This window comes from Acidisphaera sp. S103 (assembly GCF_009765975.1).
GTDB lineage: Bacteria > Pseudomonadota > Alphaproteobacteria > Acetobacterales > Acetobacteraceae > Rhodopila.
Genome location: NZ_LMUJ01000063.1, coordinates 197,161 through 211,673, shown reverse-complemented (window position 1 = coordinate 211,673; position 14,513 = coordinate 197,161). Strand labels below are relative to the sequence as shown.

Annotated in this window: 14 protein-coding genes; 12 read left to right on the top strand and 2 right to left on the bottom strand. The window is 64.2% G+C overall.

The genetic code is table 11. The features are described from left to right. A partial coding sequence (locus GSQ89_RS21795; RefSeq protein ID WP_158929143.1) for an MFS transporter occupies nucleotides 1–1,316 on the bottom strand: 1,316 nt, incomplete at its 3' end. Between the two features lie 618 nt (nucleotides 1,317–1,934). Between GSQ89_RS21795 and GSQ89_RS21790 the strand changes: the two genes are divergently transcribed. The 9 genes from GSQ89_RS21790 to GSQ89_RS21750 all read left to right on the top strand — a co-directional run bounded on the left by GSQ89_RS21790 (nucleotide 1,935) and on the right by GSQ89_RS21750 (nucleotide 9,462). Next, nucleotides 1,935–2,597: an aspartate/glutamate racemase family protein gene (locus tag GSQ89_RS21790; protein ID WP_158929141.1), complete on the top strand. Its 663-nt coding sequence runs from the start codon at nucleotides 1,935–1,937 to the stop codon at nucleotides 2,595–2,597. Nucleotides 2,598–2,600: 3 nt separating this feature from the next. Continuing rightward, nucleotides 2,601–2,891, top strand: coding sequence for a hypothetical protein (locus GSQ89_RS21785; protein ID WP_158929139.1), 291 nt, complete (start codon nucleotides 2,601–2,603; stop codon nucleotides 2,889–2,891). Between the two features lie 137 nt (nucleotides 2,892–3,028). Continuing rightward, nucleotides 3,029–4,639, top strand: a complete 1,611-nt coding sequence (locus GSQ89_RS21780) for an AlkA N-terminal domain-containing protein (RefSeq protein ID WP_254073308.1) — start codon at nucleotides 3,029–3,031, stop codon at nucleotides 4,637–4,639. Beyond that, complete coding sequence (locus GSQ89_RS21775; protein ID WP_158929137.1) at nucleotides 4,636–5,154, top strand: methylated-DNA--[protein]-cysteine S-methyltransferase; 519 nt, start codon at nucleotides 4,636–4,638, stop codon at nucleotides 5,152–5,154. The genes GSQ89_RS21780 and GSQ89_RS21775 overlap by 4 nt, the downstream gene beginning before the upstream one ends. A 71-nt stretch (nucleotides 5,155–5,225) precedes the next feature. Beyond that, nucleotides 5,226–6,818 carry an acyl-CoA synthetase gene (locus GSQ89_RS21770; RefSeq protein ID WP_158929135.1) on the top strand — a complete coding sequence of 531 codons (1,593 nt, stop codon included), beginning with the start codon at nucleotides 5,226–5,228 and terminating at the stop codon, nucleotides 6,816–6,818. An 81-nt stretch (nucleotides 6,819–6,899) separates the two neighbouring features. Continuing rightward, nucleotides 6,900–8,042, top strand: a complete 1,143-nt coding sequence (locus GSQ89_RS21765) for a phytanoyl-CoA dioxygenase family protein (protein WP_158929133.1) — start codon at nucleotides 6,900–6,902, stop codon at nucleotides 8,040–8,042. Between the two features lie 6 nt (nucleotides 8,043–8,048). Next, complete coding sequence (locus GSQ89_RS21760) at nucleotides 8,049–8,489, top strand: DUF2442 domain-containing protein (RefSeq protein ID WP_216856311.1); 441 nt, start codon at nucleotides 8,049–8,051, stop codon at nucleotides 8,487–8,489. 277 nt (nucleotides 8,490–8,766) lie between these two features. Beyond that, a complete protein-coding gene (locus GSQ89_RS21755) occupies nucleotides 8,767–9,006 on the top strand; it encodes a hypothetical protein (RefSeq protein ID WP_158929129.1) in 240 nt (79 codons plus the stop codon). Between the two features lie 18 nt (nucleotides 9,007–9,024). Continuing rightward, nucleotides 9,025–9,462 carry a hypothetical protein gene (locus tag GSQ89_RS21750; RefSeq protein WP_158929127.1) on the top strand — a complete coding sequence of 146 codons (438 nt, stop codon included), beginning with the start codon at nucleotides 9,025–9,027 and terminating at the stop codon, nucleotides 9,460–9,462. 621 nt (nucleotides 9,463–10,083) lie between these two features. Here GSQ89_RS21750 and GSQ89_RS21745 read toward each other — a convergent pair. Then, nucleotides 10,084–10,320 (bottom strand): hypothetical protein, encoded by a 237-nt coding sequence (locus tag GSQ89_RS21745; RefSeq protein WP_158929125.1) that lies wholly within the window; start codon nucleotides 10,318–10,320, stop codon nucleotides 10,084–10,086. Between the two features lie 293 nt (nucleotides 10,321–10,613). On the opposite strand from GSQ89_RS21745, the gene GSQ89_RS21740 reads away from it, so the two are divergent. From GSQ89_RS21740 to GSQ89_RS21730, 3 genes are all read left to right on the top strand, one after another. Then, nucleotides 10,614–11,318, top strand: coding sequence for a hypothetical protein (locus tag GSQ89_RS21740; RefSeq protein WP_158929123.1), 705 nt, complete (start codon nucleotides 10,614–10,616; stop codon nucleotides 11,316–11,318). Nucleotides 11,319–11,439: 121 nt separating this feature from the next. Further along, complete coding sequence (locus tag GSQ89_RS21735) at nucleotides 11,440–13,065, top strand: ABC-F family ATP-binding cassette domain-containing protein (RefSeq protein ID WP_158929121.1); 1,626 nt, start codon at nucleotides 11,440–11,442, stop codon at nucleotides 13,063–13,065. 122 nt (nucleotides 13,066–13,187) lie between these two features. Further along, the gene (locus tag GSQ89_RS21730) at nucleotides 13,188–14,513 is read left to right on the top strand and encodes an MFS transporter (protein WP_158929119.1); all 1,326 of its coding nucleotides are present in this window, start codon (nucleotides 13,188–13,190) and stop codon (nucleotides 14,511–14,513) included.

Genomic DNA, 14,513 nt, shown 5'->3' with positions numbered 1-14,513 from the left:
GGCGGGGGTCCCGCCCGCCGTACCTGAAACCGCAGCAGCACCACGCTGACCGTCGCGAGCAGTGCGGTCAGGCAGGCGAACAGGAAAATCTGCCGGGGCGGCCAGCCCAACCCGAGCAGCAGGCCACCCAACCATGGGCCGCCGATGCCGCCCAGCCGCCCGACACCCAGCGCCCAGCCCATTCCGGTATTGCGCACCCTCGCCGGATACAGTGCCCCGATCATGCCGTTGATCCCCGTCATGCTGCCGGTGGTGCAGCAGCCGATCAGGAAGATCGTCGCCAGCAGCGGCAGATACGGCAGGTTCACCAGCCCGACCACGGCAATCGCCACCACGCCACCGGCCAGGCTGACCGCCACCACGCTCTGCGGCATGAAGCGGTGACTCAACGGTGCGATCAGGAAGATGCTCAACAACGGGCCCGCATCGCGCAGGCTGGCTGCGAACACTGAGTCCGCCGGGGTCAGCCCCGACATATGCAGCACCGTCGGCAACCAGTAGCCGATCAGATACATGCTGAGCAGATTGGCGAAATACAGCACCCAAACCAACACCGTGGTGGTGGCCAGCCCGTCGCGGAACAGCCCGGCGACCGGGTTGCCGGTGGCGATGTCCAGCGTCTGATCGGCCTGATCCGGCTCGATGTTCAACCGCCGCAGCATCGCCCGGGTGCCGGGCGTCAAGCGGCCTTTCTTCAGCAGGAACCGGGGCGATTCCGGCAGCCAGAACAGCGTGACGGGCAGCAGCGCCAGCGGCAGCAGACCGCCGACGACGAAGATCGACGTCCACCCGTAGACCGGCAGCAGTTGCGCTACCAGTTGGCCGCCGAGGAACCCGCCCAGCGGTGCGCCGGTGAACACGATCATAATCATGCTCGCGCGCAGGCGGTTGGGCAGGTAGTCGGATGCCAGCGCCACGGTGACCGGCATCAAGGTGCCGATGCCCAGGCCTGTGACGAAGCGCAGCGTCGCGAGCATCGGGATCGTCGTCACGTACACGCAGGCAAAGGAGGACACCACCAGCAGGACAAGGCTGGCGATCAGCACCGGTTTGCGGCCCAGGCGGTCGCCGATCGGGCCGGAGGCCAGCGCCCCCACCATGATGCCGATGCTGGACATGACGAAGGTGCTGGCAAAGGCCGCGCCGGGCAGGTGCCAGGCTTGCGACAACGCCGGCGCGGCCATGCCGATGCTGCTGAGGTCATAGCCGTCGAAGGTTTGCGCCAGCATGCAGATCGCCGCGACGCGAAGTTGCAACGGGCCGATGCGCTGGCTTTCCAGCGCGGCCTCGGTCGCGGATTGGCTGATCGCGGCCATGATTTGTTCCTCCCTGCGGCCGTGTTGCCCGGCCGTTGTGTTGATGGGAAGCTTCGTCCGCCGGTGGTGCGCGCGTCAACACGATACGGTGGCCGGTGTGGCGGGCACCGGACAACTGTATTGAAATCGGGCCGATGTCATCCGTCGGCAGGCAAGGATTGGGAACCGCAAATGAACGCAGCGAATGGTTGGACGGCCCCTGGGGTAACACACGGCGTCGGCCATGCAGCATATTTGCGACTTATTATTAATATTTCCGAATGATTAGACGTCGCCCAGGTATATTCTTCACTCTTACATTGGATCGTACCGAGTGAATCTCTGTGCAACTCTGTGCAAACTCAGTGTGCCTCTGTGTGCGCTTGATTGCTTTGCTGCCAACGGTACTCAAGGACCGCCCATGACCTGAGAAGACGAAACAGCGCCATGCCAACAAACGGCACCGCAAGAACCATATTCATAGCTGATATTTACGTTCATTTTTGCTCCCCAATTCTTGCTTAACTTGCCCTCCGCCAAAGACAACGCCGAATCCAGCGAAATTCCAAATTGCGACAGCCGGCGTAGTGAGCACGCCACCCCTTGCCGTCGCCGCCGCCCTGTCGCAAGTTTTCGACCATGCGCATCACCCTGATCCACGCCATGACCCCGTCCATCCAGCCGATCATGCAGGCATTCGGCCGGCTGTGGCCGGAAGCGACGCTAATGAACCTGCTGGACGACTCCCTGGCGACCGACCTCGCCCGCGACGGCGCATTGACGCCGGCGATGACCGACCGGTTCCTGGCACTGGCGCGCTACGCGACGCAGACCGGGGCGGATGCAATCCTCTTCACCTGTTCCGCCTTCGGCCCCTGCATCGAGGCCGCCGCTCGGGCATTCCCTGCCATACCGGTGCTGAAGCCGAATGAGGCGATGATCGAGGAAGCCCTCGCCCTGGTCGGTCCGCGCGGCCGCATCGGCCTGATGGCGACGTTCGCGCCGACGCTGGCCTCCATGCCGCCCGAGTTCGCCGCCGCGGCGCCGCACGCGACGCTGGTGCCATGTCTGGCCGCGGATGCGCTGGCCGCGCTGAACGCCGGCGACAGCGCCGGCCACAACGCGGCGGCGGTGCGGGCCGCGGCAACACTGTCGGACTGCGAGGTGATCGCGCTGGCACAGTTCAGCCTGTCGCAAGCGGCCGAAGCGATCGCCGCGGCGACCGGCAGGACGGTGCTGACAACGCCGGACAGTGCGGTGCGCAAACTGCGGCGGCTGTTGCTGCCGGCAAAGGCGGCCTGACCCATGGACCTCCCGGCATTTCAGGCATCGGTCCAGCAGGAGGCCCCGCCGGCCTCGGCATCACTGCCGTTGCAGGCGTTGTGGTGGGACGCCAAGGGCGATTGGGACAAGGCCCATGAATGCGCACAGGCCGATCCCGGGCCGACGGGCGCGGCCGTGCATGCGTATCTGCACCGCAAGGAGCCCGACCTTGCGAATGCCCGCTATTGGTACAACCGAGCCGGGCGGGCGCCGGCGGTCGGCGGTTTGGACCAGGAATGGGACGCCCTGGCGGCGGAGCTACTGGCCGGTTAGACCGGTCCACGTCGACATTGGCACATCAGCCTGGTCGTGGTGACACCCCGGCCGTCCCCAATCAATCACGTCCGAAAACGGCCAGACTTTTCCCAGGAAGAACCCGATAATGCCGCCGCAATTCAGGAAGGCGCGACATGACCGAGGCAGATCCGCCGGATTTCGCCACCATCCGGACGGCCGACACCGGCGATAAGTCCCGGCACGGAACACCGCCGGCGGGATACCGGCCGCGGCCGACACTGCCCGCCACGGATACCCCGTCAAGCGAAGCGACAATGACCCCGGCCGACAGCCTCGATCTCGACCACGACGCGTGCTACCGGGCGATCGCCGTCCGCGACGTCCGCTTCGATGGCCGGCTGTTCACCGGCGTCAAAACCACCGGCATCTACTGCCGTCCGATCTGCCCGGCCCGCACGCCACGCTCCGCGAACGTCGTCTTTTTTCCCACCGCCGCCGCGGCACACGAAGCCGGCTTCCGCCCCTGCCTGCGCTGCCGGCCGGAGACGTCACCCGACCTAGGTGCCTGGCGTGGCGCGTCCAACACCGTCTCCCGCGCACTCGCCCTGGTGGAACTGGGTGCCCTGGACGAGGCTTCCGTCGACGACCTCGCCAACCGTGTCGGCGTGGGGGAACGGCAACTGCGCCGGCTGTTCCAGCAGCACCTTGGTGCGTCCCCCATCGCCGTCGCGCAAAGCCGGCGCGTCCTCCTCGCCAAGCAGTTGATCCACGAAACCCGCCTGCCGATGACCGAGGTCGCCATGGCCGCCGGATTCGGCAGCCTGCGCCGCTTCAACGACACCTTCCAGGCGCTGTTCAAACGCCCGCCCACCGCGTTGCGCCGGTCCGCCGGACTGGATATCTCGGCCGGCCCCAAGGGCGAGATCACTCTGCTGCTGCGCTACCGTCCGCCCTACGACTGGCCCGCCATGCTGCGTTTTCTTCGAGTCCGAGCCATCACCGGAGTCGAGGCGGTGGAGGGCGATGTTTATCGCCGTACCATTGGACTGGACGGCCACCAGGGCACCGTCACGGTTCGTCCCGTCCTCGATAAAAACGCCCTGAACGCCACGGTGCGGTTCCCAAAATTGTCTGCCCTGCCCCAGATCATCGCCCGCCTGCGGCGCGTGTTCGATTTGGCCGCCGACCCGGACGCGATCGGGCTGCAACTGGTCAAGGACCCGGCCCTCGCGCCGCTGGTCGCCGCCCGCCCGGGCCTGCGCGTTCCCGGCGCCTGGGACGGCTTCGAACTGGCGGTCCGAGCCGTTCTGGGGCAGCAGATCACCGTCCCTGGCGCAATCCGGCTGGCCGGCACCCTGGTCGCCCGCTTCGGCGAGAAGCTGCGCGACCCGGATGGCGCCCTGACCCACGTGTTTCCCGATCCGGCGACGCTGGCCGGCACCGATCCTGCTTCCATGGGCATGCCCAAGGCCCGCGGTGTCGCCCTGCTGGCCGTCGCCGCCGCCGTGGTGGCCGACCCGCATATCTTCGCCGCCGGACGCGGGCTGGAGGAAGCGGTTGCGCAACTGCGCGCGCTGCCCGGCATCGGCGAATGGACCGCGCAATACATCGCCATGCGACAGTTGCGGGAACCGGATGCCTTTCCCGCCGCCGACATCGGCCTGATGCGGGCCATGGCGGACCAGGCGGGCCTGCGCCCAACCGCCAGCGCCCTGCTGGCCCGGGCGGAAACCTGGCGGCCGTGGCGCGCCTACGCCGCCCAACATCTGTGGGCAAGCGCATGAACCCGTTCTTCGTCGAAACCTTCCCCACCCCCATCGGCACGATGCTGCTGCTGACGGACGCGGAAGAAACCGTTCGTTCCCTGGACTGGGAGGATCATGCCCCGCGCCTGCATCACCTGCTGCGGCTGCACTACGGTCCCGTCCAACTGGAACCCAAAGCCGGGCCGACACCCGCCCGCCGGGCGATGGAGGCCTATTACGAGGGCGACCTGACCGCGATCGATGCGCTGCCGGTCAAGACCGAGGGCACCCCATTCCAGCGCGAGGTGTGGACTGCCCTGCGCACCATTCCAACCGGCGAAACCACGACCTATGGCAGCCTCGCCGTCAGGCTGGGCCGGCCCAAGGCGATGCGCGCCGTCGGCATGGCGAACGGGTCCAACCCGATCAGCATCATCGTCCCCTGCCACCGGGTGATCGGCGCCGACGCAACCCTGACCGGCTACGGCGGCGGCATCGAGCGGAAACGCTGGCTGCTGCGCCACGAACGCGCCCTGCCCAGCTTGGGTTTGTGATCCCCTGGCCTCCCGCCCGCCGATAAGGCAGGTTCTGACGAAACGCCGATGGACCGGGAGGCGGCTTGGACATGCTGACGCGACATACCGACTATGATCGGCTCTACCAGGACTTCGCCTGGCGGATACCAAACCGCTACAACATCGGCGTCGATACGTGCGACAGGCACGCCGACGGCACCGGCCGCCTGGCGCTGATTTTCGTTGCCGAATCCGGCGCGGCGACCGAGTTCTCCTTCGACCATTTCCGCCGCCAGTCCAACCGCTTCGCCAACACCCTTCTCGCGCATGGCTTCGCCCGCGGCGACCGCCTGGCGATCCTGCTGCCGCAAACCCCGGAAACCGCTATCGCCCATCTGGCCGCGTTCAAGGCCGGCCTGATCTCCGTCCCGCTGTTCACCCTGTTCGGCGAGGAAGCGCTTCAGTTCCGCCTGTCCGACAGCGGTGCCACGGGCATCGTCACCGACGAGGCCGGCGCCGAGAAACTGCGTGCGCTGCACCCTGTGCTGCCGGCGTTGCGGCATATCTACGTCATCGGCCACGGGCGATCGTTCGAGACCGCGCTGGACCGGGCCTCGGACAGTTTCGTTCCGGTCGATACCAACCCCGACGATCCCGCCCTGCTGGTTTACACCTCGGGCACCACCGGCAATCCCAAGGGCGCGCTGCACGCTCATCGAGTTCTGCTGGGTCACCTGCCCGGCGTCGAATTGCCGCAGGATTTCTTCCCGCAACCGAACGACCGGTTCTGGACCCCAGCCGACTGGGCCTGGGTCGGCGGCCTGCTGGACGTGCTGCTGCCGGCCTGGCACCACGGCATGCCCGTGGTGGCCCACAGAGCGCGCAAATTCGACCCGCTGGAGGCGGTGGATCTGATGGTTCGCCACCAAATCCGCAACACCTTCCTGCCGCCCACAGCGTTGAAATTGATGCGCATGGCCAATGTCCCGCCAACCCCCGGCCTGCGCAGCATCGGCAGCGGCGGCGAAACCCTGGGTGCCGAACTGCTGGACTGGGCCACCGCCACCTTCGGCGTGACCCCGAACGAGTTCTACGGCCAAACCGAGTGCAACCTCGTCGCCGGCAACAACGGCGCCCTTTTTCCCATCCGTCCCGGCTCGCTGGGTCGCGCCATCCCGGGGCACACCGTCGCCATCGTGGACGAAGCCGGCCGCGAGGTTCCCGCCGGCCAAATCGGCACCGTCGCCGTGCGCCGCCCCGATCCGGTGATGTTCCTGGGCTACTGGAACAACCCGACCGCCACGGCCGAGAAATACGCCGGCGATTACCTGCTGACCGGCGACCAGGCCCGTCAGGACGAAGACGGCTACCTGTGGTTCGCCGGCCGATCCGACGACCTGATCACCAGCGCCGGCTATCGCATCGGCCCGGGCGAAATCGAGGACTGCCTGATCAAACACGCCGCCGTCAGCATGGCCGCCGTCGCCGGCATCCCCGACCCGGTGCGGACCGAGGCCGTCAAGGCCTGGATCGTGCTGAGGCCCGGTGTGACCGGATCGCCCGACCTGGCGCGCGACATCCAGGCGTTCGTGCGAAGCCGCCTGGCGGCGCACGAATACCCGCGCCACGTGGAATTCGTCGATGAACTGCCGATGACCGCGACCGGCAAGATCATCCGGCGCCAATTGCGCGAACGCGGATAGGATTTTCCACTCGCCGGCGCCGATTGCCAGCAACCATCGACCTGATTAAGCCTTGAAACCAAGCGTACCGGAGGACACCAGATGAACACCCTGACGGTCGATTACGGCACCGAGGAAGCCGCCATGCGGGCTTACCTCCACGAAGGCGAGCAGCGCGCCTTCAGCCTGGGCAATCGCGGTCCGATCCGCTTTACCGCCGACGGCGCGGTGCACCCCGACATCCTGGACGCCTACTGGCGCTGCGGCTTCTACGTCTTCGAGGGCGTCCTGGGCGCCGACGAACTCGCCGATATCGAGGCCGACCTGCACGCCATCCTGGACCGCCTGCCGGCCGAGAAAGGCGCGGTATTGGATGCCAAGGGACGTCCCGCGCTCGGTGCCGGCCAGAAAGCCCCGACGCTGTTCTGGTCGAAGCCCCTCGGCGACCCGTTCGGTGGCACCGACCTGGCCGGCGGGCGTCATCCGGTGAAGATGTTCGAGCCGAAAGCCGCCGCCGACGCCCCGAAGGAGGTCGTGTATCTGATCCTCGGGTCGCTGCAGTTCTCCGAGGCCGCCTTGCGCGTCTACGGCCACCCCGCGCTGCTGGCCGTCGCAGCAGCGGTGAACGGCGAGGATTTCGTGCCGTTCAATGAGGCGCTGTTCATCAAGGAACCCGGCCTGGGCGCGTCCGTGGCGTGGCACCAGGACGGTTTGACGCACTGGAACAGCCCTAATTGGGACCAGGGCTCGCACGGCTTCAACTTCATGGCGCAACTGTACGGCTGCACCCCGGCGAACGGCGTGTGGGTGGTTCCGGGTTCCCACAAGACCGGCAAAGCCGATATCCGAGCGATGGCGGCGGCAGCGGGCACCGAGCGGTTGCCGGACGCGGTGCCGATCGTGTGCAAACCAGGCGACGTGGCGATCACCAACCGCCAGGCGGTGCATGGGTCGTTCGCCAACACCAGCCCCGATTCGCGGGTAACGGTGAATTTCGGCTTCCACCGCCGACGGTCGGTCCTGGGCGTGACAGGCAGCGGCCTGCACAACGGACCATCAACCTACGACGCCCCCCGTATCGCCGAACGCGCCCGCCTGATCGGCTACGCGATCGACGCTCGGGCGCGGCGGTTTCCGGAGGAGACCTCGTATGTGTATGCGCCGCACGAGGGTGAGACGCACCGTTGGGACGCGGACGCGAAGGCGGGGATCAGGGATTACAATTTGCTGGATCTGAGTATTTAGTAGCAAATGCTATATCGGATCGCCAACGCCGTCGCCCATCCGAATCACACCGTGACCGTCACATGGTCCGATGGGGTGAGTGCCGACGTTGACCTGTCCCCGGTGATCGCGAAGGGGAACGTCTTTGCCCCCATGGCCGATGCGACCTATTTTGTGACGAAGATGCGGATCGCGATGGACCGGCTCGGTCTGGAATGGCCGAACTATGTGGATTTCTCGGCGGATGGGCTGCGTTTCCAAGCGTTTCCCGAGGAAGCCGAAGCGGAGTTCAGTGGATCAGGACTCAACGGACAGGACGAGGCATTCCATCGCGTCGCTTATGAGCGCTGGGCGAAAATAATGGCGACCGGAAAGACCGTGCCGTGGGACGATGCAAAGACCTGGGTTGAGGCACGTTCGCGCGGGGAGCACCCGCGTAAGCCAGAGGCTCGCAAGCAGGGGTCCTGACTGTACGTGATCGTCACAAATTGCTGTCCAGTTGGTCGCACACCTTACCCCCCGATCACGCGGACCATGTGAAAACGGATAATCTGCGGTGAACGCCCGGTCAGACCCGGGTGAGCCGCAACCTCACTGTTACACGTGACAAATATTAAGCCGGGAGTATTCCACGCTTCATCCACGGATTGCCAGTTACGACTCGTTTGGGTAATGGGTGAACATACCGTGCGATGTCACAGGCTGGCATTGCGCATCCCCTCTTGGATCAAGGCAGGCGGATTTCATGGCAGAAGAATTGGTTGTCGACCGTGACTGGGCCGAAATACCCTATTTCCGTAAGCCGTGGTTCATGGTGCTGTTGTTCCTGGTGTTCATGCCGGCCTATCTGCTGGTAATCTGGACTGGCGACACCTATTCCCGGAAGCAGGGGGTCGTCTACCGGATGAGCCAGAAGCGGAAAATCACTACGACCCTAGTCGTGACGGTGTTGATGTTATCGTTCCTTATGCGTCGATTTCACTGATACCCCGAGCGTCGGGCCGTGATGCATGTCATCGAGAAAGCCGCCCACTGGGCGTTAGCGGCCTTTATGGCGGCCGTTGCGTATCTCGCATCCATGGCGTTGGGCGTATTCCTGACCCTGAAGCTGCTCGGGTTGCAGGTTGGCGTCCAGGCGCCCTCGGATTTCCAGCCGCCAATCGGAACCTTGGGCATGGCCGTCCTAGCCGGTATCATGTTCTTTGTCCCGTTGGCAGTGGCAACATTCGTCGGTGCTATGACCGCGCCATTCGCGCAGCGGCGCCTCGCGGCTATCGCGTTTCCGGTACTGGTCTTCGCCGTCATAACCTGGATGACACATACGGGGCATCATGGCCTGGATGTCCGTATGCTGCTGGGAACAATGGCAAGCTGTGCGGCTCCGGGGGGTTTGGTTTACATCCGGTGGCGGCGTCATCAATCACGGCTCAACGGAACCTGACCTGGTTCGCCGCGGGCTGCCTGCTTTCACACGGTCCGCTCGATATTTGCCCCCAATATTTAGCATCGAAAAGACTGATCTTTTCCGCTCCGAAATAGGGTGTGTAGCGGCACCGCTATTTGGCGGCTGCACCGGTGGCGTTTTGTGCCATATAGAGTGCCATGGATCGGCAGCACATCATCGCCTGGTTGCGAGAGAACGAGGCGGCGCTTCGGTCGCGTGTCCCCTCTATGATGATACAAACGATGCAGACGCGAAGGCGCTCATTATCGCCTACGAAGGATTCTTCCAGTATAGAAATAACATTACGCATAGTATGACAGTCTGATTCCATCTGAAATACTGTAATAATTCCGGGTATTTTCTTTGCCCACCATCCTACACTACGAAGAAGGTTAGGCGGCACTCAACAGATCAAATCTATCTGCTGGGTGCGAGCTTCCTTTATAGAGCACATGATGTAAGCCACTATGCGGACAGGTTCACCGAGATTCTTAATGAGGCTGTCCGGCTAGCTCATCTCCTAAATGACAAGTACAAGATCATTCGCTCCAGGCGAGCTTCAGCCGTAGCCAGCGGTGCGACTGTTAAGACTTACCACAAAACGGCATTGTCCGACATTCATTCGATGTCAGAAGGCTTATGCGCATCCAGCAGCAGTACATCGAGACGGTCGATCAATGCGCGCACGCGATATAGAGGAATCACCAAAAAGGGGTCTTCTTGTTCATCGGGCCAATTCTTGCGTTGTCGGATTACTACGTCGTTTTCAGTGTTCAAATAAACTACGGTTTCGCGGGCTTCGTTGACAACCTTCGCGTCTTTTTCGATCTGGCTCCAATCGAAGTCGTCACCCATTTTCCGCCCCCCGGTGAGAAGAAGGCCACCGCGTTGCCACGGCAGACCCCATTTCCTTAACGGTCATCGCCATTCCTGGCTACACCGCGCGGTGATCTTACTACACCGAAATTTCCTTGCACGAAAATCCTAGTTGAGCACGAGGCCGACAATGAGGCCTTGCATGGTACGTCTGTGAACAAAATCCACGGCGCACGCCACCGTTCTCTCAGTCAATCTCATATAGGAAGATTTACTTTACAAATCTCACAATCTAAGATAGAATTCCGCCAAACCTCACAACGGCCCGCCCCATGACCCAAACCGACCAACCCGAAGCCCACCCCACCAACCCCCTGCTAACCCTCGTCGTCACCCTCCTCGCCCCAACCTTCCTCGGCGTCACCGCCGGCGACCTAACCCTCGCCCGCATGGCCGCGATCCAGACCATCAACGACTACCGCGCCCGCAACCACGCCGACCTGATCGCCATCGCCCAGATCATCGCATGTGGCCTCGCCGCCCTGGGCTCGCTCAGCCAGTCGATGGACGACGACATCTCCCTCTCCATGACCCTCCGCCTGCGCGGCAACGCCGTCGCGCTCAACCGATCCGCCGAACAGAACCGCCGAGTCCTCCAGCAACCCATCCGTGACACCCCAACCCCGTACCACGCCGAGACAACACCAGAACCCCCAGCCGAGGACGACGACGACCAGCCCAGGGAATTCCTAAGCCCCGCGGCCGCCCAAATATTGGCCCGGGAAGCCGAGACACGCCTGCTCACCCCGCCCGAACAGACCGCCGATCAAGCCCTGATAACCGGCGACAAGCGCCATCAGGAGATGTGGGCCATCGCGCTGGTCAATGAGGCTTCGGAAATCACCGCCAGCCTCCCCCACCTCCCGCCAGCCGAACGGTCCGCCGCCTCAATCCGAGCCGCCGCGCTCGGCAGTACCGCCAACGAATTGCTGACGGGCGCCAGTTCCCCGCCGCCCCAACAGCCCAATCCCGACTGACAGCCACCCCAACCGCCCAACGCTCCATGACAACTGTAAGCCCGCCACCTGAAAGCCTCGCTATTTCCGCCAGCCCGGGGTAGACACCGCGCCTCCCCTCCCCGCGGACTGAATCTCACCCATGCTGCAGATCGATGACCTCGTGTTCAACGCATGGGGACGGCGCTTTTTCGACCACGCCAGCGTGCTCATCCCCTCCAACGCCAAGGTCGGCCTGGTCGGCCGCAACGGCGTCGGCAAATCGACGCTGTTCAAGCTGATCCTGGGCGAACTCACCCAAGACGGCGGCGAATTCAACCTCCCCAAGGGCGCCCGCATCGCCAGCGTGGACCAGGAGCACCCCGCGACGCCCGTCAGCCTGCTGGACACCATCCTGGCCGCCGACGAACAGCGCGACGCGCTGCATACCGAGTTGGAAACCGCCGAACCCGAACGCATCGCCGACATCTACGCCCGCCTGGAAGAAATCGGCGCCGACCGAGCCCCCGCCAAAGCCGGGGAAATCCTCGCCGGCCTGGGCTTTTCCACCGCCGACCTGCAACGCCCGATGTCGGAATTCTCCGGCGGCTGGCGCATGCGCGTCGCCCTCGCCGCCGCCCTGTTCGCCGAACCCGACCTGCTGCTGCTGGACGAACCCACCAACTACCTCGACCTCGAAGGTGCGATGTGGCTGGAGGCACGCCTACGCAAATACCCCAACGCCGCCATCATCATCAGCCACGACCGGGAACTGCTGAACAACTCCGTCGACGCCATCCTGCATCTGCACTCGGGGAAACTAGACCTCTACACCGGCGGCTACGACGACTTCGAAAAGCGCCGAGCGGAGAAAGCCCGCCTGCTCTCCGCTTTCGCCGCCAAGCAGGAAGCCGAACGCGCTCATCTGCAAAGCTTTGTCGACCGCTTCCGCGCCAAGGCCAGCAAAGCCGCGCAAGCCCAATCCCGCATGAAGCGCCTGGCGAAAATGGAACCCGTCTCCTCCACCATCGAGGAACGCGTCGCCCCCTTCACCCTGCCCTCCCCAACAAGACCACTAGCGCCCCCGCTCATGGGCCTGGAGTCCGCATCGGTCGGCTACGGCGGCGAACCGGTCCTGAAAAACCTCAATCTCCGCCTCGACGTCGACGACCGCATCGGTCTGCTCGGTGTCAACGGCGCCGGCAAATCCACGTTCGCGAAAATGGCCGCCGGAGCCCTGCAACTGCAATCCGGCCACATGCAACGCGAGCGCCGCATCAAGGTCGGCTGGTTCCACCAGCACCAGATCGAGGCCCTGGACCCCAACGACACCCCGCTCGACATCATCCGCCGGGAACGCCCCGACGACACCGAAACGTCCCATCGATCCCGCCTCGCCGGCTTCGGCATCAATTTCGAAAAACAGTCCACCACGGTCGAAAACCTGTCCGGCGGCGAACGCGCCCGCCTGCTGCTGAACCTCGTCGCCATGGCCGCCCCGCATTTGCTGATCCTGGACGAACCCACCAACCACCTGGACATCGACAGCCGCCGAGCCCTGTTGGACGCGCTGAACGGCTACCAAGGCGCCGTCATCCTGATCACCCACGATCGCTCCCTGATGGAACTGGTCGCCGACCGCTTGTGGCTGGCCGCCGACGGCACCGTGAAACCGTTCGATGGCGACATGGACGACTACGCCCGCTTCGTGCTGGACAGAGCCAAGGGCGGCAGCGCGCCAAGCCAACTTCGCGGCAACAAGGCCAAACGCCTGAAAAAGGCCGCTTAATCTGATTGATCTGCATCAATAACCCAGTTCAGGGCAGCCCTCCCGCCCGCCATGCGACATATGACGGATAGCCAACGTCCGGCCAAAGGCCGGCACCGTTCGTCATACAGGGAGGCAGCCGCATGGCCACGACCGCGAACTGGTCGGACACTCTGTCGGAATCAGAACATCATGCGCAACTGCGCCGAGCGGTCATCGCCAGCGCGGTCGGAACGACGATCGAGTGGTACGACTTCCTGCTCTACAGCATCGTCACCGGCCTGGTTTTCGGCAAGCTGTTCTTCCCCCACTCCGATCCGCTGGTCGGCATCCTTGAGGCATTCGCCGTCTACACCGTCGGCTTCATCGCCCGCCCGATCGGTGCCGCCATCTTCGGCCATTACGGCGACCGGATCGGCCGCAAGGCAGCGCTGATCGCCACCCTTCTGATCACCGGCCTCGCCACCTTCGCCGTGGGTTTCGTGCCGGGCTATGCCACGATCGGGATCTGGGGTGCGGTGATCCTGACCATCATCCGCTTTATCCAAGGCATCGGCGTCGGCGGCGAGTGGGGTGGTTCGGTCCTGCTGGCGATGGAATGGGCCCGCACCAACAAACACCGCGGCTTCATCACGTCCTGGCCGCAATTCGGCGGCCCCGCCGGGCTGCTGCTGGCGAACGTCGCGGTATTCTTCTTCAGTTGGCTGTCGGGCGACCAGTTCCTGGTCTGGGGCTGGCGCATTCCGTTCATGCTCAGCATCGTCATGGTCGGGGTCGGCCTCTACATCCGCCTCGGTATCCTCGAAACCCCGACCTTCCGCCGCTTGGTTGCCGAAGAAAAGATCGAGCGCGTTCCCGTCCTGGAGGTGCTGAAACGCCAACCCCGCGAGGTCGCCCTGGCCGCCTTCGCCCGCATGGCCGAACAAGGCCCGGCCTACATCTATCTGGCGTTCGTCTTCGCCTACGGCACCCAGGTGTTGCACACCCCGCGCGACTTCCTGCTGACCTCGCTGATCGCGGCAGGACTGGTCTCATTCGTGACGATTCCGCTGGCCGGACACCTGTCCGACCTGATCGGCCGCAAGCGGATGTATTTGATCGGTTCGGTCGCGACCGGGATATTCGGCTTCATCTACTTCGCGATGCTGAACACCATGCTGCCTGGCTGGATTTTTCTTGGCATCGTCCTTTCATTTGTTCCGCATGACCTTATGTATGGGCCGCAGGCAGCTTTGATCGCGGAATGCTTCACGCCGCGGCTGCGCTACAGCGGCTGCTCGATCGGCTACCAGCTTGCCTCGATTATCGCCGGCGGCCCGGCGCCGCTGATCGCAACGGCGCTTCTGGCGGCCACCGGATCGGGCTACGTGATCGCCGTCTACATCGCATTCTGCGCCGTCGTCAGCGTCATCGCGACCATCATGATGCCCGACTACACCAACCAGGATATCTCGCAGGAGACCGCATAG